Genomic DNA, 23,951 nt, shown 5'->3' with positions numbered 1-23,951 from the left:
CTCGATCCGGTTCGACGACTACCCGACAACACAGTGAGCAGGAAGCAAAACCCGCTCGATGTCGACACTAACCCAGCAGGGAGCGCGTACCGAGTAATGCACGCCCGAGCCGCACGTGTGTCGCACCGTGCTTGATCGCGGCCTCCAGGTCGCCGGTCATCCCGGCCGAGATCCAGTCGGCGCCGGGATGTTCGGAGCGTAGTCGCGACGCTACCTCGTGCAGTCCGGCGAAGGCTTCCTCCGGGTCCGAACCGAGCGGAGCGACGGCCATCACTCCCCCGAGTTCGAGCGCGTCGGCCGTCGCGATCTCCGCGGCCAGTTCCGGTACGTCGGCGGGCGCGACACCGCCCCGGCTCGCGCCGGTCGCCGCGTCCGCGGACCCGTACGCCGCGAGGCTCACCTGGATCAGGCAGCGCAACGTCTTCTCCTCGGCGACCGCGGTCTTGGACAACGCCTCGACGAGTGCCGACCGGTCGACGGAGTGCACAACTGATGCGTACCGGGCGATCGAACGGGACTTCTTCGACTGCAACTGGCCGACGAAGTGCCAGCGCAGGTCCGGGCACTCGGGGGCCTTCGACTTGAGCTCCTGCTCGCGGTTCTCCCCGACGTCGCGGATCCCGAGGCCTGCAAGCGCCCGTACGTCGCTGACTGGGAAGGTTTTGGTGATCGCCACGAGGGTGACCTCGTCCCGGGCTCTCCCGGCCGCCTGACAGGCCTTCTCGATCCGTTCCTGCACCTGTTCCAGATTCGCGCGGAGCTCGTCGGCGCGTGTGGTCACGGTGCGACCAGCTTGATCAGTCCGGCCATCCGCCCGCTCTCGGGACCTTCGCGGCGGTACGAGTACAGGTTCTCGGACTCGATCGTGCAGGCCGTCGCGTCGACCACCTCGACACCGAGCTCGGCCAGTTGTGCCTTCACACCGGCGGCTACGTCGATCGCGGGCGTCCCCCAAGTCGTCTCGGAGTACGACGCCGGCACCCGCTCCGCGACCTCGGCCCGCATCTCGTCGGGGACCTCGTAGCACTTCCCGCACGCATACGGTCCGAGTACGGCGGTGATCGTCGACGCGCCGAGTTCCCGCATCGCGTCGACGGTCGCCGGGACGATGCCGACGTACATGCCCTTGCGTCCGGAGTGCGCGGCGCCGATCACGCCGTCGCCGGACAGCAGCACCGGCAGACAATCGGCCGCGCGAACCGCGAGCACCACATCCGATCGCGTCGTCACGAGACCGTCGGCCTTCGGCATCGGCCGGGTGGGAAGCTCGTCGTCCGCCCGTACGACGTGAACGTCACGGCCGTGCACCTGGCTGACCCGCACCACGTTCTCCACGGGCACCCCGAACTCGGCCGCGATCAGCCCGAAGTTCGCGATCACCCCGTCGACATCCGGACCCGACGCGCTCCCGAGGTTGAACTCGCCGTACGGCGGCCGGCTGGCGCCCCCGAACCGATCGGTAAAAGCGAAGCGAACACCCCGGCGAACCTCGTCAAACCCGAACACCCCCAAACCCTACCGGCCCCTCCCACACCTCCCACACAACTTTGAGAAGCCACCAACCGTTTCTCCATCCGGAGAATGGTTGGTGGCTTCTCAAAGTTGGTTTCGCGGTGCGGTGCGGTGCGGCGGCGCAGCGCGTGCGGGGGTTACTTGAGGAAGTCGGGGATGTCTAGGTCTTCCTCGGGTTCGGGTTTCTTCGGTTTGACCGGCTGGCTCGGCTGCGCAGGGGTGGTGGCGTTGCTGGGGCCGTTGGTGGGCCAGGAGTGCTGGGTCGACGGGGAGGCCGGGGTGTGCGGAGCCGGCTGGGCCGACTGCTGGCCGGACTGCACGGTGCGGACGCCGTCACCTGCCTGCGGGCGGGCGGAATTCGTCGTCCCCGGGCCGGGCCGCGACTCGGTCGGTGCGGGCACCGGCACCGGCACCGTGTCGTTGGTCGGCATCGGCGGGGTGGTCGGCGTGGCGTTGGACGGAGAGTTGCCGGCCGGCGGTTGCGCGAACGTCTGAGCGTTCGGCGCCTGGTTCGGCTGCTGGTTCGGCGCGGGCTGCTGCTGAGGAGCGGGCTGCGCGGGCGGCTGAGCCGTGCCCGGCTGGCCGAACTGCTGGCCTGCAGGGGGTGTCGTGGCGCCGGACATCGGGGCCGAATAGCTCTGCGAAGCCGGGCGCGACGACTGCGGCCGGGCCTGGTTCATCGCCTGTTCGCGGCGTTTCGGCATCCCGCCGTCGAACCCGGCCGCGATCACCGTGACCCGCACCTCGTCGCCGAGGGCGTCGTCGATGACCGCGCCGAAGATGATGTTCGCGTCCGAGTGCGCGGACTCCGAGACCAGTTGGGCCGCCTCGTTGATCTCGAACAGGCCGAGATCGGATCCGCCGGCGATCGACAGCAGGACGCCGTGCGCACCCTCGATACTTGCCTCCAGCAACGGCGAGGAGATGGCCGCCTCGGCGGCCGCGACCGCGCGGTCCTCGCCGCGCGACGAGCCGATGCCCATCAGCGCCGAGCCGGCGTTCGACATGACCGCCTTGACGTCGGCGAAGTCCACGTTGATCAGGCCGGGCGTGGTGATCAGGTCGGTGATACCGGAAACACCCTGCAGCAGCACCTGGTCGGCCTGCTTGAACGCGTCCAGCACGGACACGGCGCGGTCGGAGATGGTGAGCAGCCGATCGTTCGGGATGACGATCAGCGTGTCGACCTCTTCGCGGAGCGCCGCGATGCCGTCCTCGGCCTGGGTCGCGCGCCGTTTGCCCTCGAACGAGAACGGCCGGGTCACCACGCCGATGGTCAGCGCGCCGAGCGAGCGGGCGATCCGGGAGACCACGGGCGCGCCGCCGGTCCCGGTGCCGCCGCCCTCGCCGGCGGTGACGAAGACCATGTCGGCGCCCTTCAGCGCCTCCTCGATCTCCTCGGAGTGGTCCTCGGCGGCCTTCTGGCCGATCGCCGGGTTCGCGCCGGCGCCGAGGCCGCGGGTCTCCTCCCGGCCGATGTCGAGTTTGACGTCCGCGTCGCTCATCAACAGCGCTTGCGCGTCGGTGTTGATGGCGATGAACTCAACGCCCTTCAGACCGTGCTCGATCATCCGGTTGACAGCGTTCACGCCGCCCCCGCCGATACCGACGACCTTGATGAGTGCCAGGTAGTTCTGCGGTGCCGCCACGTCCGCGCCTCTCGCCTCGTTGCTTTCCCGTTGTCCAGCGAAAAGACTGAACCTCAAGTACATGCTTAGACTTATGTCAACTTTAGATTACGCCGCACGATACGGGACGCTTCCAGCCAAAATCCACGCGCCTCGCCGCGCATCGCAGATGTGACCTGTCAACGCTTTTCGCCTTTGGTGACAGGGAGATCGGGCGCGGAGACGTCGTACACCCTCGCCTGCCGCTTCATCAGCACGCTGAGTACCTCGGCCTTGCGCTCGCTGTCATCGGAACTACCCCAAACGACCTTGACCCCGGAGCTGAGGTTGAGGGTGATCGAGTCCGGCGACGCCGCCGAGATCGTCCCCACCTGCGCCCGCAGCGTGTCCGGAAGGGCCGCCGACACCGTCACCACCGAGTGGATCGTGACGTCGCGCCGGACCCCGGTCACCTTCGCCTCCGGCAGTCCGGCCGGCCGGTCCGGCACCGTGCGGTACGTCGTACCGGTCGCGTCCACCAACTCGTACCGCGAGCCGTCGGTGACCACCACGACCGGGACCCGTTCGGTGACGACGATCACGATCTTGCGCGGCCACGCCCGCGTCACCTGCGCGTCCGCCACCGCCGGAATCGTCCGCACCCGGTCCGCGATCGACCGCAGGTCGACCTTCGCCAGCGGCGTGCCCGTCGGCGCGGCCGCGACCTGCTCGATCGTTGCCACCGGCACCGTGTCGGCACCGCTGATCCGGACCCCGGAGACCGCGAACGCGGAGGAGAAGTAGAACAGCCAGACGACCAGACCGGCCAGCACGACCAGTCCGCCGCCGATGGCCCAGGGCAACCAGCTCCGCCACCGCACCAGCCGTTGCCGGCGCGCGAACTTCTGCTGTGCCCGAGCCAGATCGACGCTCTGGCTCATTCAACGAACCCCACCCTTTTACTCCACCACAGGTACCGGCGTTGCCTCGGAAGGCTCGCGGGCTGATTCACGAGCACTGGCGCGTTCGGCCAGCAAACCAACGACTTCCGGCCCGATCAGGGTCACGTCACCCGCGCCCAGCGTCACGACCAGGTCGCCCGGCCGGGCGAGGTCCGCGACCACCTGCGGTACGGCGGACCACGACGGCTCGAACCGCACCTGCTCGGGCTTCAGCGGCACGTGGTTGGCGATCAGGGCTCCGGTGACACCGGGCTCCGGGTCCTCGCGGGCCGCGAAGATGTCCATCACCACGACCTCGTCGGCCAGCGCCAGCGACTCGGAGAACTCGGTGGCGAAGATCCGGGTCCGGCTGAACAGGTGCGGCTGGAAGCACGCGATCACACGCCCCTCCCCCGCCACCTGGCGCGCCGCGGTCAGGTCGACGGCGAGCTCGGTCGGGTGGTGCGCGTACGAGTCGAAGACCCGCACGCCGTCCTCGAGACCCTTGAACTCGAACCGGCGACCGGTGCCGGTGAACGACGCCAGCCCCTCGGCCAGGTCGGCCGCGGAGAACCCGAGCCCGAGCCCGACGGTCAGTGCCGCCGACGCGTTCAGCGCGTTGTGCTTGCCCGCCTGCTGCAGCTGCACGATCGGCAGCTTGCGCCCGCGGTACACCGGTACGAAGGACTGGACTGCCCCGGTCGCGGTGATCTCGGTGACGTGCAGGTCCGCGTCCTCGGCCTCGCCGTACGTCCGGACGTCGATCCCGCGGTCCCGCGCGTACGACGCCAGCGCGCGAGCACCCGCGTCGTCCTGGCAGATCACCATGAACCCGCCCGGCAGGACCCGCGCGCAGAACTCCTCGAACGCCTTCCGGTAGCTGGCCTCGTCGCCGTAGTTGTCCAGGTGGTCCGGCTCGACCGATGTGACGATCGACACCTCGGGCGCGTAGGTCAGGAACGACTTGTCCGACTCGTCCGCCTCAGCGACGAACAGGTCGCCGGTGCCGTCGTGGGCGTTCGACCCGGACTCGTTCAGGTTGCCGCCGATCGCGTACGACGGGTCGGCGCCGCAGTGCTGCAGCGCGACGGTCAGCATCGACGTCGTCGTCGTCTTGCCGTGGGTGCCGGCGACCGCAATCGTCCGGCGGCCGACCATCACCGAGGCGAGCGCGGCGGCCCGGGGCAGGATCGGGATCCCGGCCGCGCGGGCGGCGACCACCTCGGGGTTGGTCTCGCGGATCGCGGTCGACACCACCACGGTGTCGACGTCCTTCACGTGCTCGGCGGCGTGGCCGACCCAGCAGGTCGCGCCGAGCGCCCGGAGCGCGGCGAGCACCTTGCCGTCCTTGGCGTCCGAGCCGGACACCTCGATCCCGCGGGACGCCATGATCCGGGCGATCCCGGACATTCCGGCGCCGCCGATGCCGACGAAGTGCACCCTGCCCAGCTTCTCGGCCGGCAGCAGCGTGTCAGGTGCGGTGACGATCACGACGCAGACCTCACCACATCGAGAATGATCCGCGCCAATCGGTCGTCGGCGTCGGTCCGGATCACACCGGTCGCAGCTGTGGACATGGCTGTCAGACGCTCGCGGTCGAGCAGAAGTTGCGGCACGTTCGCGCGCACCCAGTCCACGCTCAACTCGGCGTTGTCGATCAGCACACCTCCCCCTACGTCCACCACCGGCTTCGCGTTCAGCCTTTGCTCACCGTTACCGATCGGGAGCGGAACGTAGATCGCGGGCAGGCCGACACCGGACACCTCGGTGACCGTGTTCGCGCCCGAGCGGCAGACCACCAGGTCCGCGGCGGCGTACGCGAGGTCCATCCGGTCGACGTAGTTCAGTACGGCGTACGGGAGCGGACCGGTCTGCGGCACCTCGAGGGTGTTCTTCGGGCCGATCGCGTGCAGCACCTGGATGCCCGCCGCCTGCAGGTCCGCGGCGGCGCCCGAGACCGACTTGTTGATCCGCTGTGCGCCCTGCGACCCGCCGGTCACGAACAGTGTCGGGGCGTCCGGGTCGAGGCCGAAGAACTGGCGGGCCTCGGCGCGCAGCGCGGCCCGGTCCAGCGTCGAGATCGCCCGCCGGATCGGCAGCCCGACGTACTCGGCGTGCGGCAGGTCAGTGCCCGGGAACGACGTCTTCACGTGCTCGGTGCAGTACCGGGCGGCGAACTTGTTCGCGATCCCCGGCACGGCGTTGCCCTCGTGCACCACGATCGGGGTCTTCCGCCGCCAGGCGGCGACGTACGCGGGGGTGGAGACGTAGCCGCCGAAGCCGACGAGGACGTCCGCCTTCGCCTCGTCCAGCACCTTCCGGGCCGCGCTCACCGAGGACAGCATCTTGCCCGGTACGGCGAACAGGGCGGGCGTGGGCTTGCGCGGCAGCGGCACCGGCGGGATCAGCTCCAGCCGGTACCCGGCCTCGGGGATCACGCGCGTCTCGAGGCCGCGCTCGGTCCCGAGGGCGATGATCTCGATCGTCGGGTCGATCCGGCGCAGGGCGTCTGCGGTGGCGATCAGGGGTGAGGTGTGGCCGGCGCTACCGCCACCGGCCAGAACGATGCTGGGCAAGGCTTCCAACGCTCCCGCGGTTTCATGTGAACTACATACGTCGCGAAGGCAACCAGCCGAAACGAGGTCGCCGGGTTTCTTTCAGGGCGGCCTGCGCGCCGGGCTCGGCCTTCGCGAAGGACAGCAGCATGCCGATCGCGATCAGCGTCGGCAGCAGTGCGGAACCACCGTACGACAAAAGCGGGAGCGGGATACCCACGATGGGTAGCAGTCCGATCACGGCGCCGAGGTTGACCAGCGTCTGCGCCATGATCCAGATGGTGATCCCGGCCGCCGCATAGCGGACGAACGGCTCGGTGTTCCGGGTCGCGATCCGCACGCCGGCGTACGCCATCGTGAGGAACAGGGCGAGTACGGTGAGCGACCCGACCAGGCCGAGTTCCTCACCGATCACCGAGAAGATGAAGTCGGTGTGCGCCTCCGGCAGGTTGCTCCACTTCTGCCGGCTGTTGCCGATCCCGACGCCCCACCAGCCGCCGGTCGAGAGCGCGTAGAACGAGTGGTACGCCTGCCAGCCGACCGTGGTCGGGTTCGCGAACGGGTCCAGAAAGGACGTCACCCGGTCGAGGCGGTACCGCTCCGCGTTCACGAAGTACGCCGCCACCGAGCCGACCACCGCGATGGTCGCGACGAACAGCCGGGTCGGCGCGCCGACGATCCAGATCATGCCGATCATCACGGCCATCAGCACCAGCGCCGTACCGAGGTCGTGCTGCCCGACCACCAGCGCGATCACCAGACCGCAGACCGGCACCATCGGGACCAGCAGATGCTTCCACTGGGTGAGCAGCTTCTCCTTGCGCGCATAGAGGTCCGCGCACCACATCACCATCGCCAGCTTCGCGAACTCGCTCGGCTGGATCTGCAGCGGTCCGCCGAGGTTCAGCCAGTTGGTGTTGCCGTTCACGCCGACGCCGAGGCCCGGGATGTAGGTCAGCACGAGCAGGAACATCGACCCGAGCAGCGCGACGTACGAGAGCATCCGGAAGTGCCGCGGCGTCATCCGCGAGGCGACGTACGCCATCGGCAGGCCGACGCCGACCCAGATCAGCTGCCGGATGAAGATCGTGTAGCTGTTCCCGTTGACACGCAGTGACAGCACGCTGGACGCCGACAGCACCATCATCAGGCCGAGCACCAGCAGCAGGCCGGTCGCGCCGAGCACGATGTGGTACGACGTCAGCGGCCGGTCGAGCACGTCCTTGATCGCGGCGATCCACGCGCGCTCGCTGGTCTGCTTCTTCTGGTCCGGCTGATCTGCGATCGACGTCACGCGATCACCCCAGTCGGCGTACGGCTTCGGCGAAGGCGTCGCCGCGGGCTCCGTAGTTGGCGAACATGTCCCAGGATGCGCAGCCAGGCGCGAGCAGCACGGTGTCACCCACCAGTGCGAGCTTCGCTGCCTCCCCCACCACGATCTCCATGGCTCCAGTGTCCGTTGACTCGACGACGATCCTCGGGACATCCGGTGCGTGTCGCTCCAGAGCTTGCGCGATCACATCCTTGTCCTGGCCGAGCAGTACGACGGCGCGCAAACGCCCGCTTGCTGCGATGACGAGGTCGTCGAACGTCGCGCCCTTCGCCTGACCGCCGGCGATCCACACCACGTGCTCGTAGGCGAGCAGCGACGCCTGTGCGGCATGCGGGTTGGTGGCCTTCGAGTCGTCGACATAGTTGACTCCGGCAACGTCCGCGACGTGCGCGATCCGGTGCTTGTCGGGCCGGAACCCGCGCAGCCCGTCGCGGATCGCGGTCGCCGGTACTCCGAACGCGCGGGCCAGCGCCGCGGCCGCCAACGCGTTCGCCACGTTGTGCGGTGCGGGCGGCGTGATGTCGTTGATCGAAGCCAACTCCAGTGCCGACGTCTGACGCTGCTCCACGAACGCCCGGTCGACGAGCAGGTCGTCGACCAGCCCGAGCATCGAGATCCCCGGCGTACCGAGGGTGAAGCCGATCGCTCGGCAGCCCTCGATCACGTCCGCTTCCTCAACCAGGTGCTCGGTGGCCGGGTCCGCGACGTTGTACACGCACGCGACCTGGCAGTTCTCGTAGATCCGGCCCTTGTCGGCGGCGTACGCCTCGAGCGAACCGTGCCAGTCGACGTGGTCCGGCGCGATGTTCAGTACGGCGGCCGAGTGCGCCGACATCGAGTGCGTGAAGTGCAGCTGGTACGACGAGAGCTCGACCGCGATCACGTCGTACGGCTCGGGATCCATCACGGCCTCGAGCAACGGCAGCCCGACGTTGCCCGCGGCAACGGCCCGGTGGCCGGCCGCCTGCAGGATCGCGGTCAGCATCTGTACGGTCGTGGTCTTGCCGTTGGTCCCGGTGATACACAGCCACGGCGCGGCGTTGGCCGGGTCCCGCAGCCGCCAGGCCAGTTCGATCTCGCTCCAGATCGGAACGTCCCGCTCAGCGGCCTGCGCGAGCAGCGGCGCGTGCGGCGGTACGCCGGGCGACGTGACGACGACGTCGACGTCCTTCGGGAGTTCCGTCGTACTGCCCGGGCCGAGGGTGATCGTGGCGCCGAGCGTCTCGAGGATCTGGGCCTTCTCGCGGAGCGCCTCGGTGTCGCGGTCATCGAGTACGACGAGGTGCTCGGCGCCGGCCTGGAGCAGGGAGTCGGCGCAGGCGTAGCCCGCCGTACCGAAGCCGAGGACGACGAACCGGGTGGTCGCCCAACCGTCATCGGTGCGTGACTCGAGACTCATCCTGTGACCCATTCCGCGTAGAAGACCCCGAGTCCGATCACCACGAACAACCCTTGGATGATCCAGAAGCGGATCACCACGTTCACCTGTTCCCAGCCGAGCATCTCGAAGTGGTGATGCAACGGCGCGATCAGGAACAATCGTTTGCCCACACCGGTGGCCTGTTTGGTGATCTTGAAGTAGCCGACCTGCAGGATGACCGACGCGGTGATGACGACGAACAGGCCGCCGAGCAGCAGCACCAGCAGCTCGGTCCGGGTCATCACGGCCATGCCGGCCAGCGCCCCGCCGAGTCCCAGCGAACCGGTGTCGCCCATGAAGATCTTCGCCGGCGACGCGTTCCACCACAGGAACCCGAACAACGCGCCGGTCAGCGAGGCCGCGACCACCGCCAGATCGTGCGGATCCCGTACTTCGTAACACTTGGCGCCGACGCCCTGCGCGGTCGCGCAGGACTGGTTGAACTGCCAGATGCAGATCAGCGTGTACGCGCCGAACACCATCATCGACGCGCCGGTGGCCAGGCCGTCCAGGCCGTCGGCGAGGTTCACGCCGTTCGACATGCCGGCGATCAGCAGCAGGATCCAGATGATCACCAGGATGACCGGCAGTTCCAGCCAGCCGATGTCGCGGATGAACGAGATGAACGGCGACGCAGGCCGCTGCCCGCGCTCGTCCGGGAACTGCAGCGCCAGCACCGCGAAGATCACCGCGACGATCGTCTGACCGGCCAGTTTCGCCTTGCTGCGCAGGCCGAGGCTGCGCTGCCGGAAGATCTTGATGAAGTCGTCCAGGAAGCCGACCGCGCCCATGCCGGCGAACAGGAACAGCACCAGGACCGCGGAGGCGCTCGGCGGCGTCATCGTGAACAGCTTCGCCGCGAAGTACCCGACGATGGTCGCGGCGATGAACACCGTGCCGCCCATGGTCGGCGTACCGCGCTTGATCTGGTGCGACTTCACGCCGTCGTCGCGGATCTCCTGGCCGTAGCCGTGGCTGGCCAGCCACTTGATCGCGTACCGGGTGCCGAGCAGGGTCAGCACCATCGAGACGGCACCGCCGAACAGGATCGAAATCACTGGACGCCCTCCACCAGCGCGTCCGCGAGGCTGCGGAGCTTCGCCGCCTTCGAGGACTTCACCAGTACGACGTCACCCGCGCGGAGCTCTGCGCGCAGCAGCTCCAGCGCCTCGGGGATGGTCGCGACGAACGCGGACTCGTTGCCCCACGAACCTTCCAGGGAGGCGCCGAGGTGGATCGGTTTCGCGCCCTCGCCGACGACGAGCAGCCGGTTCACATCCAGCCGGACGACCAGCCGGCCGATCGCATCGTGCTCGTCGGCCGAGGTGTCGCCGAGCTCGAGCATCTCGCCGAGCACCGCCCACGTGCGCGCACCACGCGACCGGCCGATGGCCGCCAGGGACTTCAAGGCGGCGCGGGTCGACTCCGGGTTCGCGTTGAACGCGTCGTTGATGATCGTCACCCCGTCCGGCCGCTCGGTCAGCTCCATCCGCGCCGCGGACACCCGCTCCGCAGCGTTCAGACCGTCGGTGATCTGCTCCGCCGTCAGGCCGATCGCGAGGCAGACCGCCGCGGCGGCCAGCGCGTTCGAGACGTAGTGCTCGCCGATGAACCGCAGCTGAACCGGGGCGCTGAAATCGCCGATCTGCAGCGTGAACGCAGGACGGCCCTCGCCGTCGATCTTCACGTCGCTGGCCCGGATCTCCGCCTCCGGCGCCTCGCCGAACGTCAGCACCTTCTCCTGGGTCCGGCTGCGCATCGCGGCGACCCGGTGGTCGTCGGCGTTCACGATCGCGGTGCCGCCCGGCTTGACGGCCTCGATCAGCTCGCCCTTGGCCAGCGCGATGTTGTCCTGGGACCCGAGCTTGCCGATGTGCGAGGTGCCGACGTTCAGCACCAGCCCGATCTTCGGCGGCGTGATTCCGGCGAGGTACGTGATGTCCCCGAGGCTCCGGACCCCCATCTCGGCGATCAGGTACTTCGTCGACGCGGTCGCCTGCAGCGCGGTCAGCGGGTGCCCGATCTCGTTGTTGAACGAGCCTTCCGGCACCACGGTCTCGCCGTACGGGCTGATCAGCTGCCCGATCAGGTCCTTCGTGCTGGTCTTGCCGGACGAACCGGTCAACGCGATCACGGTCAGATCGGGCAGCTTGCCGATCACGTGACGCGCCAGGTCGCCGAGGGCGCGTTGCGCGTCGTCGACGACGATGCACGGGCTGCCCTCGATCGGCCGCGTGGTGAGCGAGACCGTGACGCCGGCCGCGGTCGCCGTATCGACGAAGTCGTGGCCGTCAACGCGTTCACCAGGCAGGGCGACGAACAGACCACCCGGTCCGGCAGCTCGTGAGTCGATCACCACCGCGCCGTCCACAACGGCCGCGGGCTCGACACCCACGAGCTCGCCGCGGACGGCGTCGGCGATCTCGCCGCAACTGACAGGGATCACCGGTCTGCCTCCAACAGCTCACGCACAGTTTCGCGGTCGTCGAACGGGTGGATCACACCGCCGACGTCCTGGCCCGTCTCATGACCCTTGCCGAGAACGACCACGGTGTCGCCCGGCCCGGCCAGCTCGATCGCGGACGCGATCGCCTGCCGGCGGTCACCGATCTCGTGCAGGTCGGCGTCCGGAACGGCCTCCCGGGCTCCCGCGAGCGCGGCGGCGCGGATCGCGGCCGGGTCCTCGCTGCGCGGGTTGTCGTCGGTCACGATCACGACGTCCGCGGCCTTGGCTGCCTCGGCGCCCATCGCGGGCCGCTTCCACGGGTCCCGGTCACCGCCGCAGCCGATGACCGCGAACAGCCGGCCCTTGGTCGCGGTCCGCGCGGCCCGCAGCGCCAGCGCGACTGCGTCCGGCGTGTGCGCGTAGTCCACGATCACCGCCAGCCCGTCCGCCCGGGTGAACGTCTCCATCCGCCCTGGTACGGCGGCGGTCCGCAACCCGGCCGCGATCGCCTCGGCGGGTACGCCGACCTGCCGCAGCATCGCCGTCGCGAGCAGCGCGTTGGCGACGTTGAAGTCACCCGGCAGCACGATCTCCACGGTCAGCGTCTCGTTCGGCCCCTGGATGTCGAGCACCGTCGTACCGTGCTCGGAGCGGTGCCGGTGCGCGACCGTCCAGTCGGCATCACTCTTCGTCGACACGGTGACGAGCGGTACGACGGTCTGCGCGGCGAGCCGGCGCCCGTACTCGTCGTCGATCGTCACCACCGCGACATCGCACCGCTCCGGGGTGAACAACGAGGCCTTCGCCTGGAAGTAGTCCTCGAACGTCTTGTGGAAATCCAAATGGTCCTGCGTGAGGTTCAGGAAGCCGGCGACCGCGAACCGTGCACCGTCGACGCGGCCCATCGCCAGCGCGTGGCTGGACACCTCCATCGAGCACCACGCGACGGCCCGCTCCCGCATCACCGCGAACAGCGCCTGCAGGTCGGTGGCCTCCGGAGTGGTCCGGACGCTCTTCACGACCTCGTCGCCGATCCGCGTCTGAATCGTCCCGATGAGAGCGGTCGGACCGAGCTCCCGCAGTACGGAATCCAGCAGGAAGCTGGTCGTCGTCTTCCCGTTGGTGCCGGTCACGCCGAGCAACCGGAGTTCACTGGTCGGCTCGCCGTAGATCCGGGACGCGACTGCGCCGAGGACGCTCCGCGGATTGTCGACGACCAGCACCGGGAGACCGGTTGCCGCTGCCCGTTCCGCACCGGTCGGATCGGTGAGTACGGCGACCGCGCCCGCCTGCTGGGCTTTCGCGACGAACTCCGCGCCGTGCGTGACCGCTCCGGGCAGCGCGGCGTACAGGTCGCCGGGATGGATGGAACGCGAGTCGAGGGACACGCCGGTCACGGTCGCCGGCCGCCCAGGAATCGAGCTCTGCGCCGGGACCTGTGCGTGCGCGACGGCCGCGAGGTCGGCGAGGCTGACCGGCACGACGTGCCGAGGCCTGATCGCTGCGACCGCGCCGCCGGCGGCGGTAGGGGTGGACACGGGCCCTGAGGCTACCGCTCCGGACCCCGTCACTCCTATCTGACCCTGCGTCACCAAGCTGCCTTCCACCGGACTGGGCGTCACCGCTTCGATGAGGTCCAGGTCAGCGGGATGTTCGGCTGCTGCGCTCCCGTCGGCGGGACGACGTACTTCTGCAGCGCGTAGCTCATCACGTCTCGGAACACCGGTCCTCCTTGGAGACCACCACCCCGGGCGCCCTGGGGATCGTGGAGTACGACGTACGTCACGAACCGTGGGTTGTCCGCAGGAGCGAATCCGGCGAAAGAAGTCGCCCAGGCACCGTACTTGGCGGTCCCCGGAACAACCTGCTGCGCGGTACCGGTCTTGCCGGCCACCAGGTAGCCGTCGATCGCGGCCTGCGGCGCGGTGCCCTTCTTCGCGGTCACCGCCTCCATCATCGTCGTGACCTCCTTGGCGGCCTTCTCGCTGACCACCCGGCGGGCCGGCGCGGTCTGGTTCGGGACCGTGGCGCCGTTCGCGTCGACGTAGTTGCGGACCAGCTTCGGGGGCACGTAGACGCCACCGTTCGCGACCGCGTTCACCGCGGCGGCCTCCTGCACGGCGTTCACCGACAGGCCCTGGCCGAACGCGACGTTCGACCGGGTCAGCTCGGGCCACTCGTCACCCGGGGTCAGCAGGCCCTTGGTCTCCCCCGGGAAGTTCAGCCCGGTCGGCTCGCCGAAGCCGAAGTCATGCAGGTACTTCACGAACTGCGCGACCGGCATCTTCTGCGCGGCCATGATCGTGCCGACGTTCGACGACTTCGCGATCACCCCGGAGATGGTCAGGTTCATCGTGGCGTGCGACCAGTGGTCCTTGATGATCCGGCGCTGCACGTCGATGCTGCCGGGGACCTGCAGCTTGGTGTTCAGGTCGATGATCCCGGCGTCGGCGAGGGCGGCCATCGTGACCACCTTCTGCACCGAGCCCGGTTCGTAGCTGCGCTCCAGCGCCGGGTTGTTCAGGTCGGACGACTTGTACTTCTTGTTCGGGTCGAACGTCGGGTAGTTCGCCATCGCCATCAGCTCGCCGGACTTCACGTCCATCACGACGACGGTGCCGGAGCTGGCCTTGTACTGCTTCACAGCCTGCTCGATCCGCTTCTGCGCGAAGAACTGCAGGTCGGTGTCCAAGGTCAGCTGTACGCCGAGACCGGGCTTCGGCTCCTGCACCGTGTGGTTCGCGTTCGGGATCTTGTTGCCCTTGGCATCGACCTCGTACATCGCCTGGCCGTCCTTGCCGGACAGCTTGTCGTTCAGGCCGTACTCGAGCCCGGACAGGCCCTTGCCGTCGGCACCGGTCACGCCGACCACGGTCGCGGCGATGCTGCCGTTCGGGTGGCTGCGGATCGGGTCTTCCTCGGTGTACAGGCCGGCCAGCATCGGGAGCTGCTGCTCCTTCGGCTTCCCCTTGTTCTGCTCGGCGATCGGCGCGTTCGCGGCCTTGATCTCGGCCTGGATCGCGGTCCAGATCGTCGGGCTCACCTGGCGCGCGAGGTACGTGAAGCGGCCGGTGCCGGACATCGCGGCGACCAGCTTCGCAGTCGTCGTACCGGTCAGCTTCGGGGCCAGGATCGCGGCCAGCTGCTGCGCCACAGGCTTGGTCTGCTGCGGGTCCGCAGTGATCGCGACCGCGTCCTCGGTGACCGCCAGCTCGACACCGTTGCGGTCCTCGATGGTGCCGCGGTTCGCGTGCAGGGTGTACGAGCGCGCGTTCTCCTTGGTCGCCGCCTGCGCGTAGCTGTCCGGGTCCACACCCTGGAGCAGCACAAGGCGCCCGGCGAACAGCGACAGTACGAACGCCATCACGCCGAACGTCATCCGGAGCCGCAGCGCCGGGCGGCCGAGCCGCAACATCCGCGGCGCCTTCTTCACCTTCCGCTTCTTGGGCCGCGGCGCAGGCCTGTTCTGCGGCGGCCGCTTCCTCCCGGAGCCCTTCTTGACCGGCCGCTTCGCCGCCACCTTCTTGACCGGCCGCCCACCGGTCGTCCGCGCCGCAACCTTCTTCGCCGCAACCTTCTTCGCAGCAACCTTCTTCGCGACGACCTTCTTGGCTGCGGCCTCCTTCGCGGCAACCTTCTTGGCCGCAACCTTCTTGGCAGGTGCCTTCCGGGCCTCGCCGGCGGGACGCGGCCGGCCTTCGGCACGTGTCCGCGGTGCGTCCGCGCGGCGCTCCTCCTCGGCTTTGCGGAGGAGGCGTTCGCGGGTGGATTCGGGGCGTGGCGGGGTGGTGCGGCCACTGTCCGTAGCGGATGGACGACGGGGCTGAGCCTTGCTCGGCGGGTTGCCCCGGCCCGGTGCGGCACCACGCTTACGTGGTGGCGGCTCGTTTCCCCGTCGGTCCGTCATCCGATCATCCCCGTGTGGTCGTGGCGGGCTTCTTCGTCGTGGCCGGCGGCTTCGTGGTGCCGGTCGGCGGCTTGGTCGTACTCGTGGGCGGCTTGGCAGTACCGGCCTGCGGCTTCACCGGAGTCACCGGCTTGACCGGCGTCACTGGCTTCACCGGTGTCACAGGCTTCACCGGCGTGACCGGCTTGGTGGTCGCTTTGCCGGTCGGCGTGCCCGGGCCGAACATCGCCGTACCGGCCCCGGCCTTGCCTTCCGCCGGTACGCCGAGCACCCGGCCGTCGGACAGCCGCAGGAACACCGGGTTCGGGTTCGGCACCATGCCGAGCCGCAGCGCGCGGTCGGACAGGTTCTGCGGCGATTCCAGCGTCCGGACCTGCTTCTCCAGCTGCTCCTGCTGGTCGCGCAGCTGGTCGGCCTGCGAGCTCAGCTTGGTGATGTCGAACGTGCCGCTCTGCAGCTGCGTGTTCAGCAGCAGCAGACCGACCAGTCCGGCGGCCAGCAGCGACACCACGAAGATGACGAACGGCATCCGGGGCGGCCGGAACGGCGCGCCGTACACCACTCGCAGCCGCGGCTGCGACTTCTTGGCCGGGACCGGCGTCACCCGCGCTTTCTGCGGGCTGAAGACAGTACTCATCAGGCCACCAGTCCCCTCTCCCGGATCCGCTCGGCGGCACGGACCCGAGCTGAGGCGGCGCGCGGGTTCACCGCGACCTCCTCCTCGGTCGGCCGTTCGGCGCCCCGGGTCAGTAGCTTCAGATACGGTTCGTGCCCGGCCGGGATCACCGGCAGGTCATCCGGTACGTCGGACTTGGTGCCCGGCGCGAACGACTGCTTGGTGATCCGGTCCTCGAGCGAGTGGTAACTCATCACCACGATCCGGCCGTGCAGCGCCAGCGCACCGAGGGCGGCGGGCAGCGCGCGACGCAGTACGTCGAGCTCGCCGTTCACCTCGATCCGCAACGCCTGGAAGGTCCGCTTCGCCGGGTGTCCCCCGGTCCGGCGGGCCGCCTGCGGGATCGCGTTGCGCACGAGCTCGGACAGTCGCGCGCTGTTGGTGAACGGCTCGGTCTCCCGCTCCCGGACGATCCGGTCCGCGATCCGGCGGGCGAACTTCTCCTCGCCGTACTGGAACAGGATCCGGGCCAGGTCGGCCGCGCTGTAGGTGTTGAGGATGTCGGCCGCCGTGGTCGGGCCGGTCGAGTCCATCCGCATGTCCAGCGGCGCGTCCTGCGCGTAGGCGAAGCCGCGCTCGGCCTCGTCCAGCTGCATCGACGAGACGCCCAGGTCGAACAGGATGCCGTCGATGGCCGGTACGTCGAGGTCCGCGAGCACCTGCGGCAACTCGTCGTACACCGCATGCACGAGGGTGGTCCGCTCGGCGTACTGCGCGAGCCGGTCGCCGGCCAGGCGCAGCGCGGCGGGGTCCCGGTCGAGGCCGATCAGCCGGACCTCGGGGAACTGCCGCAGGAACGCCTCGGAATGACCACCGAGGCCGAGGGTGGCGTCGACGACGACGGCACCCGGACGCGCGAGCGCCGGCGCCAGCAGCGCGACAACGCGCTCCAGCATCACCGGCACATGCCGCTCCGCAGCGTCCATCTCGACCCTTCCCGTCACTTCCCTGCGCACTGTTTTCTCTGCACTGCGGGAGCGACCCTGCCCCCGCAGGTCATGTGTTGTGCGTAGACAAGACCGTCCGGTCAGATCGCGGGTACGCCTTCCGGGGAAGTACCTGCTGGTCTTGGCGCCGGGGAAGTGACGCCAACACTCCAGGTCGGAAGTCGGACCCGTGATCTCACCGGACGGTCGGTGTGTCGCGGTCCTCGCACACTGTTCAGCTTGAAGTTCAGAAGATGCCTGGCAGTACTTCCTCGGACAGGTCGGCGAACGCCTGCTCCTGCTCCTGGGAGTACCGGTTCCAGTTCTCCGTGTTCCAGATCTCCACCCGGTTCATCGCCCCGATGACGACGCAGTCGCGATCCAGTGACGCGTAGTCGCGCAGCATCGGTGGAATGGTGACCCGGCCCTGCTTGTCCGGCATCTCGTTCGAGGCGCCGGCGAACAACATCCGTAGGTAGTCCCGCGCACCCTTGTTGGTGATCGGAGCCTGCTTCAACTGCTCGGTCAGCTGGACGAACTCACGCTCCGGCCACACGGACAGCGATCGCTCCTGTCCACGCGTGATCACCAGACCGTCGGCCAGCTCGTCCCGGAACTTCGCCGGCAGGAACAGCCGTCCCTTGTCGTCGAGCTTGGGGAAGTGCGTTCCGAGGAACACGCTCCACCTCCCCGTTGCGGACTCTCCGACTCAGGCGGGTGTTTTCCACCACTTCAGTTCCACTGCGCTCCACCTTACTCCACTTTCCACCACCGTCAACCAACTTCCGCCCCATTCCGCCCCCGCGCCGCGTGAATCCGCGCCTGCCTTCCCGCGTGTCGCTGCCGCCTCAACCGCCTCCCCCTCCACTTCCCTCCACCGCCCTTCCTCCACTTGGCTCCACCGAGCCGCCTTCGAGGCGACTTTGAGAACCCACCAACCAGATTCCGCGGGGAAATGTGGTTGGTGGGTTCTCAAAGTCGGCTCGGAGATGAACCGGTCGGGGTGAATGTGCGTGAACCTTCCGGGCGGTCGGAGCGTCGTACGCCGCACGCACTGCTTTTGCCGCCCGTACGCTTGGGGGGAGCAAGTTTCCGACCCCGCCGTGAGGGCGTGTGCCGATGAACCCCGAGATGAACACCGAAACGCCAGGTAACGAAACTCCCGCGGCTCTAGGCCCGACCCCTACAGCGGGTGAGAATGTGTCGGCAGTCAACGAATGGGGAGGACACCGAGTGAGCACCACCGCGACCAGTTCGCCGCTGGCAGGAGCCGGGGACTTCGACGAGCTGTCCGAGGTGGCGGGCCGTGTCCGCCGGGCCATCGAGCAGGTGATCGAGGGCAAAACCGACGTCGTCGAGGTCGCCATCACGGTCCTGCTGGCCGAGGGACACCTGCTGATCGAGGACGTACCGGGCGTCGGCAAGACGATGCTGGCGAAGGCACTGGCCAAGTCGATCGACTGCACCGTGCGCCGGATCCAGTTCACGCCGGACCTGCTGCCGTCGGACATCACCGGCGTCTCGGTCTTCAACCAGGAGATCCGCGACTTCGAGTTCAAGCCCGGCGCGGTGTTCGCGAACATCGTCGTCGGCGACGAGATCAACCGGGCCTCGCCGAAGACCCAGGCCGCGCTGCTGGAGTCCATGGAAGAGCGCCAGGTCACCGTCGACACCACGACGTACCACCTCGAAGCGCCGTTCATGGTGATCGCGACGCAGAACCCGATCGAGATGGAAGGCACGTACCCGCTGCCCGAGGCGCAGCGCGACCGCTTCATGGCCCGCGTCTCGATGGGCTACCCGGAGCCGGCCGCCGAGCTGCGGATGCTGGACGGGCACGCGGCCGACGACCCGCTGGCGAACCTGCAGCCGGTGACCGACGGCCAGCAGATCCTCCGGCTGGTGAAGACGGTGCAGTCGGTGCACGTGTCCGAGTCGGTGAAGGAGTACGCCGTTGCGCTGGTCGGCGCGACCCGTCGCTCGCAGGAGCTGCGTCTGGGCGCCAGCCCGCGGTCGACGTTGCACCTGATCCGCGCGGCCCGTGCGGCCGCCGCTCTCGACGCACGGGAGTTCGTGCTGCCGGACGACATCCAGGAGCTCGCCGTACCGGTGCTCGCGCACCGTGTGCTGCCTGCGGCCGAAGCGCATCTCGGTGGGCGCGGCGCGGCCGACATCATCTCCGGGCTGGTGGCGAGCGTGCCGCTCCCCCGCACCCGCCGGGACTGAGACATGCGGCAGGCACTGCGCGGACTGACCACCAGAGGGCGGGCGTTCGTCGCGGCCGGTCTCACTGCCTCACTGTGCGCGCTCCTGCTCGGCCAGAAGGACCTGCTGCGCGTCGGCATCCTCCTGGCCGCGCTGCCCGTCGTGGCGGCGCTCGTCGTGGGACGGACACGGCTGCGGCTTCAGGTACGGCGCAGTCTCGCGCCGGACCAGGTGCCGGTCGGAACACAGGCGACGGTGGAGCTGACACTGAGCAACCAGGGCCGGATGCCCGCGGGGCTGCTGCTGCTCGAGGACCGTATTCCTTATGTACTAGGTCATCGGCCGCGGTTCGTCGTCGACCGGGTGAGCCCGAACTGGCGTCGTACGGTCACCTACCCGGTCAAGTCCGACGTACGCGGACTGTTTCAGGTCGGGCCGTTGATGCTGACGGTGGCCGACCCGTTCGGGCTGGTGGAGACGAGCCGGACGTTCACGCGCAGCCAGCACCTACTCGTGACGCCGCGGGTCTACAAGCTTCCCGAGATTCGGCTGGGCGCGGACCGGGCCGGGTCGGGTGAGAACCGGCCGCGGGCGATCGCGGCCGCCGGCGAGGAGGACGCGACGGTCCGCGAGTACCGCGACGGCGACGACCTGCGCCGGGTGCACTGGCGGTCGACCGCGCGGCGCGGTGAGCTGATGGTCCGTCGCGAGGAGCAGCCCTGGCAGAGCCGGTGCTCCCTGTTCCTGGACGCGCGGGTGATCTCGCACCACGGGCATGGTCCGTCGTCCAGCCTGGAGTGGGCGGTCAGCGCGGCCGCCTCCATCGGCATCGACCGGATGCGGCGCGGCTACGTCACCACGATGCTCGGCGGGCCGACCACGCTGTCCGCGATCACCCACAGGACTTCCGCGGCGGTGCACCAGCCGCTCACGCAGCAGCAGCTGCTGACCGAGTGCGCGACCGTCGAGGAGCACAAGTACGCCGAGCTCGGGCCGCTGCTGACCGTCGACCGGCACGCACAGGAGCCGAGCCTCGTGATCGCGATCCTCGGCGCCTGCGGAGCCGAGGACGTCACCGCCCTGAACCGGTGGCGGACCAGCCAGGCGACCGGGGTCGCGCTGGTCCTCGACGCCGCCAGCTGGGCCGTCGGCGCCGAAGCGACCGAGAAGGCGGCCCGCCTGACCGCCGCCACGGACGCCACCGAGAACGAACTGCGCCGCAACGGCTGGCGAGTAGCCAGAGTCCGCCGCGGCGACCACCTCCCCACCGTGTGGTCCGGCCTAGGACTGAGAAGCGGAAGGATCGCATGACAGCACATATGCCACGCCTCCGGCGCGGCGGGTCATCGGGCTGTAGCTCCCGCCCTTCCCTCGTCGCTCCGGTCGCTTCGCTCCCTCCGCTCCTCAGTCCAGGACGGGAGGCCCGATGACCGGCCACGCGCGGATTTCTATTGCTGCTTGGGGAGCGACTGTTCTTGGGTCGCTGGTGCTGACGCCGGTGTTCTCCGGGCCGTTCCTGTTCATCAGCGCGTTCCTGTGTGCGCTGGTGACCGGGGTCGGGGTCCTGTTGCAGAACCTGCGCACACCGCGGATCGTCGTACCGATCGTCCAGCTGCTCGTGCTGATCGAGCTGCTGTCGCTGTTCTTCCTGCACAGCACGATGAAGTTCGGGCTGTTCCCGCTGAAGGCGACGGCGATCGAGTTCAACTCCCAGCTGGTCGACGCGATGGACTCGATCAACCGGTTCAGCGCACCGCTCCCCCAGGACTCGCACCTCACCCTGTTCGCGGTGTCCGTGATCTCGGCGACCGGGTTCCTGATCCACGTCATCGCCGTACAGCTCCGGCAGGCCGCGTGGTCCGGCTTGCTGCTGCTGATCATGTACACGGTGCCGGCCGCGACCGTGCACGGCGGCCTGCCGGCGTTGCTGTTCATCCCGCCGGCGATCGGCTACATCGTGCTGCTGTCCGCGGAGGGCCGCAGCCGGCTCAGCCGCTGGGGCCGCCGGATCTCGGGCGTCTCGCACCTCGACGCGGCCGAGCCCGTCGAGGCGTCGGCGCTCGGTCAGGCCGGCCGGCGGATCGGGCTGACCGTGGTCGCGATCGCCGCACTGCTGCCCGCGTTGCTGCCGACGCTGCCGGAAGGTGTCATCGGCAACGGCCTGGCCGGCGGCGGTACCGGCAGCGGGATCGGCGCGAGTATCTCGTCGACCGACCCGATGCTGGACATGGGCAAGAACCTGAAACGCGGCGACAACGTCGTCGCGCTCACCTACAAGGGCGGCCCGAGCGGCGGGACGTACCTGCGGCTGACCGCGCTCGACCTGTTCGACGGCAACACCTGGCGGATCGCGCCACGCTCCCCCGGGCACAAGCTGACCGGCAGCGACCTGACCCCGCCGCCCGGCTACACCGGTGACCTGACGAAGGTCCAGCAGACCTCGATGGAGATCGACGTCACCCGGACGTTCCGCTCCCAATTCGTCCCGGTCCCGTACCCGCTGCACTCGATCTCGCTGAAGCGTGACTGGCGGTACGACGCCGGCGCGCTGGACGTGGTCTCGTCGAACGGGTCCATCGTCGGCGGCAAGAAGTACAAGTTGACGTCGTACGACCTGCAGCCGACGCCGGACCAGCTGCACGACTCGATCACCACCGGCGCCCCGGACCAGTACACGATGGTCGTGCCGCAGAAGACGCCAGCCAGCATCAAGCAGAAGACGCAGGAGATCGCCGCGGCAGCCAAGGACAACAAGTTCGAGGCGGCCGTACTGATCCAGAACTGGTTCCGCACCGCCGGCGGCTTCACCTACAGCACGCAGAACGCCAAGGGCAGCGGGATGTCCGCGCTCGAGGACTTCCTGCTGAACAACAAGGAAGGGTACTGCGAGCAGTTCGCCACCGGGATGGCACTGATGGCGCGGATCGTCGGGATCCCGTCCCGGGTCGGCATCGGCTTCCTGCCCGGAACGGCCGGCAAGGACGGTCAGTTCACGGTCAAGATGCACGACATGCACGCCTGGCCGGAGCTGTACTTCCAGGGCATCGGCTGGGTCCGGTTCGAGCCGACGCCGTCCGCCCGGGTCGCGGCCACGCCGAACTGGACGGTCGCCTCGACCGAGGGTCCGACCAGCCCGACGACCGCGCCCACCAGCGTGCCGTCGACGCCGGGCGGCCGGGAGACCCCCGGGATCACCAAGCCGAAGACCGACCCGAACCTGCCGAACGACAACGGTACGGCGATCGTTGACTCCGGCAACTGGTTCACCAACGGCGGCGGCAAGGCGATCGCCGGCGGGCTCGGTGTCGTCCTGCTGCTGTGCATCCCCTGGCTGGTGCGGACATTGACCCGGCGACGGCGTTTCCTGAGACCGCCGGGACGTGTCGGAGCCGAAGGGTTGTGGGCGGAGATCCGGGACACGTCGCGGGATCTGGGCCTCGACTGGTCCGACATCTCGACGCCACGGCAGGCCGGTCAGTGGCTGACGTCCCAGCTTCCCGAGGAGACCCACCCGGCCGCGCGCCGGTTGGCCCGCGGCATCGAGGCTTTGCGGTACGCCGGGGACGCGGACTCCGAGCTGGACCTTCGCGACGACGCAACCGCCGTACGGCAAGCGCTCTGGTCCAGGACTCGGGCCAGGCGTCGCTGGCGGGCGCGGCTGCTACCGCCGTCCTGGCGGTGGTACCTCAGCCGAGGCACGACCGAGGCGTCCGATCTCCTGGACGAGTTCGATCTGCTGCTGGCCCGTCTCCGCTCATTCCTACTCCCGAAGCGCGCACACAACAACTGACTACCTGCTACAGCGGGTGGCGTTGGACCCGTGCACCGAGCGGGCCGCCGGCCGGGCTGGTGCTGCCGCAAAAAGAACCACACCCGTTCCACCAGGGCACGGGTGTGGTTCTGGGCCTGAGTCGGCGGTGCGGTCAGAGATCCTCGTCGCGGCGGCGGCGCCAGCGGTCTTCCATGCGCTCCATGAAGCTGCCGGACGAGTCGTGCTTGGTCCGGTGCCGTTTGGTCGGCGGAGACGGCGGCGGGATGTCGTCGGACTCTCCCGCGTTGCTGATTCGCTTCATGCTCAGCGCCGCGATGTACAGGCAAGCCACCATCATCACGAAGCCGATGACTCCGATGATCGTGTTGGGGATGATCGCGCCGGTCATCAGCACCACGATGCCCAGCACGAATCCAACGCCGGCAAGCACTGCCCGGCGCTTGTAGTACAAGCGCACATTGGTCCCACGCATGGCGGAAACGAACTTCGGGTCTTCCGCAGCAAGGGCACGTTCGAGCTGCTCGAACTGGCGCTGCTCTTCTTCCGAGAGGGGCACCGTCGATCCCTCCATGATGAGCGCGATCTCGATAGGCCACCTTCAGTCTAGGCCGCGCCCGCGCCACACGAAACCCTGACCGGCTGTCCAGCGCG

The 23,951-nt window shown here is 68.9% G+C and carries 18 protein-coding genes and 1 pseudogene; 3 read left to right on the top strand and 16 right to left on the bottom strand.

Annotated elements, in window-relative coordinates; genetic code table 11:
* Nucleotides 1-67 precede the first annotated feature (67 nt).
* The 15 genes and pseudogenes from ACWF0M_RS33840 to mraZ all read right to left on the bottom strand — a co-directional run bounded on the left by ACWF0M_RS33840 (nucleotide 68) and on the right by mraZ (nucleotide 18,002).
* Nucleotides 68-781, bottom strand: a complete 714-nt coding sequence (locus ACWF0M_RS33840) for a YggS family pyridoxal phosphate-dependent enzyme (protein ID WP_452239820.1) — start codon at nucleotides 779-781, stop codon at nucleotides 68-70.
* Nucleotides 778-1,506: a peptidoglycan editing factor PgeF gene (gene pgeF / locus ACWF0M_RS33835; protein WP_452239819.1), complete on the bottom strand. Its 729-nt coding sequence runs from the start codon at nucleotides 1,504-1,506 to the stop codon at nucleotides 778-780. The genes ACWF0M_RS33840 and pgeF overlap by 4 nt, the downstream gene beginning before the upstream one ends.
* A 407-nt stretch (nucleotides 1,507-1,913) precedes the next feature.
* Nucleotides 1,914-3,161, bottom strand: a pseudogene (gene ftsZ / locus ACWF0M_RS33830) (cell division protein FtsZ); the annotation flags it as partial.
* 158 nt (nucleotides 3,162-3,319) lie between these two features.
* Complete coding sequence (locus ACWF0M_RS33825; protein WP_452239818.1) at nucleotides 3,320-4,060, bottom strand: cell division protein FtsQ/DivIB; 741 nt, start codon at nucleotides 4,058-4,060, stop codon at nucleotides 3,320-3,322.
* An 18-nt stretch (nucleotides 4,061-4,078) separates the two neighbouring features.
* Entirely contained in the window at nucleotides 4,079-5,551 is a 1,473-nt protein-coding gene (murC, locus tag ACWF0M_RS33820) for a UDP-N-acetylmuramate--L-alanine ligase (protein WP_452239817.1), read from the bottom strand.
* On the bottom strand, nucleotides 5,548-6,636 hold the full coding sequence (gene murG, locus ACWF0M_RS33815) for an undecaprenyldiphospho-muramoylpentapeptide beta-N-acetylglucosaminyltransferase (protein WP_452239816.1): 1,089 nt from the start codon (nucleotides 6,634-6,636) through the stop codon (nucleotides 5,548-5,550). Before murG ends, murC begins: the two co-directional genes overlap by 4 nt.
* A 31-nt stretch (nucleotides 6,637-6,667) precedes the next feature.
* Nucleotides 6,668-7,909, bottom strand: a complete 1,242-nt coding sequence (gene ftsW / locus ACWF0M_RS33810; protein WP_452239815.1) for a putative lipid II flippase FtsW — start codon at nucleotides 7,907-7,909, stop codon at nucleotides 6,668-6,670.
* A 4-nt stretch (nucleotides 7,910-7,913) separates the two neighbouring features.
* Nucleotides 7,914-9,347 carry a UDP-N-acetylmuramoyl-L-alanine--D-glutamate ligase gene (gene murD / locus ACWF0M_RS33805; RefSeq protein ID WP_452239814.1) on the bottom strand — a complete coding sequence of 478 codons (1,434 nt, stop codon included), beginning with the start codon at nucleotides 9,345-9,347 and terminating at the stop codon, nucleotides 7,914-7,916.
* Nucleotides 9,344-10,426, bottom strand: coding sequence for a phospho-N-acetylmuramoyl-pentapeptide-transferase (mraY, locus tag ACWF0M_RS33800; RefSeq protein ID WP_452239813.1), 1,083 nt, complete (start codon nucleotides 10,424-10,426; stop codon nucleotides 9,344-9,346). Before mraY ends, murD begins: the two co-directional genes overlap by 4 nt.
* On the bottom strand, nucleotides 10,423-11,814 hold the full coding sequence (locus ACWF0M_RS33795; RefSeq protein ID WP_452239812.1) for a UDP-N-acetylmuramoyl-tripeptide--D-alanyl-D-alanine ligase: 1,392 nt from the start codon (nucleotides 11,812-11,814) through the stop codon (nucleotides 10,423-10,425). Before ACWF0M_RS33795 ends, mraY begins: the two co-directional genes overlap by 4 nt.
* Nucleotides 11,811-13,352: a UDP-N-acetylmuramoyl-L-alanyl-D-glutamate--2,6-diaminopimelate ligase gene (locus ACWF0M_RS33790; protein WP_452239811.1), complete on the bottom strand. Its 1,542-nt coding sequence runs from the start codon at nucleotides 13,350-13,352 to the stop codon at nucleotides 11,811-11,813. Before ACWF0M_RS33790 ends, ACWF0M_RS33795 begins: the two co-directional genes overlap by 4 nt.
* Nucleotides 13,353-13,432: 80 nt before the next feature.
* Entirely contained in the window at nucleotides 13,433-15,721 is a 2,289-nt protein-coding gene (locus ACWF0M_RS33785) for a penicillin-binding transpeptidase domain-containing protein (RefSeq protein ID WP_452239810.1), read from the bottom strand.
* 4 nt (nucleotides 15,722-15,725) lie between these two features.
* Nucleotides 15,726-16,358: a hypothetical protein gene (locus ACWF0M_RS33780; RefSeq protein ID WP_452239809.1), complete on the bottom strand. Its 633-nt coding sequence runs from the start codon at nucleotides 16,356-16,358 to the stop codon at nucleotides 15,726-15,728.
* Complete coding sequence (gene rsmH, locus ACWF0M_RS33775; RefSeq protein WP_452239808.1) at nucleotides 16,358-17,323, bottom strand: 16S rRNA (cytosine(1402)-N(4))-methyltransferase RsmH; 966 nt, start codon at nucleotides 17,321-17,323, stop codon at nucleotides 16,358-16,360. Before rsmH ends, ACWF0M_RS33780 begins: the two co-directional genes overlap by 1 nt.
* Before the next feature lie 247 nt (nucleotides 17,324-17,570).
* Nucleotides 17,571-18,002, bottom strand: a complete 432-nt coding sequence (gene mraZ / locus ACWF0M_RS33770) for a division/cell wall cluster transcriptional repressor MraZ (protein WP_131341982.1) — start codon at nucleotides 18,000-18,002, stop codon at nucleotides 17,571-17,573.
* Nucleotides 18,003-18,556: 554 nt separating this feature from the next.
* On the opposite strand from mraZ, the gene ACWF0M_RS33765 reads away from it, so the two are divergent.
* The 3 genes from ACWF0M_RS33765 to ACWF0M_RS33755 all read left to right on the top strand — a co-directional run bounded on the left by ACWF0M_RS33765 (nucleotide 18,557) and on the right by ACWF0M_RS33755 (nucleotide 23,318).
* The gene (locus ACWF0M_RS33765; protein WP_452239807.1) at nucleotides 18,557-19,549 is read left to right on the top strand and encodes an AAA family ATPase; all 993 of its coding nucleotides are present in this window, start codon (nucleotides 18,557-18,559) and stop codon (nucleotides 19,547-19,549) included.
* A 3-nt stretch (nucleotides 19,550-19,552) separates the two neighbouring features.
* Entirely contained in the window at nucleotides 19,553-20,839 is a 1,287-nt protein-coding gene (locus ACWF0M_RS33760) for a DUF58 domain-containing protein (protein WP_452239806.1), read from the top strand.
* A gap of 175 nt (nucleotides 20,840-21,014) precedes the next feature.
* Entirely contained in the window at nucleotides 21,015-23,318 is a 2,304-nt protein-coding gene (locus ACWF0M_RS33755; protein WP_452239805.1) for a transglutaminase family protein, read from the top strand.
* Nucleotides 23,319-23,451: 133 nt separating this feature from the next.
* Here ACWF0M_RS33755 and ACWF0M_RS33750 read toward each other — a convergent pair whose 3' ends face one another.
* Entirely contained in the window at nucleotides 23,452-23,856 is a 405-nt protein-coding gene (locus ACWF0M_RS33750) for a DUF3040 domain-containing protein (RefSeq protein ID WP_452239804.1), read from the bottom strand.
* Nucleotides 23,857-23,951: the final 95 nt, after the last annotated feature.

The organism is Kribbella sp. NPDC055110, assembly GCF_053607525.1.
Note: the sequence above shows the minus strand (reverse complement) of the source record. Positions and strands in the feature narration are given on the sequence as shown.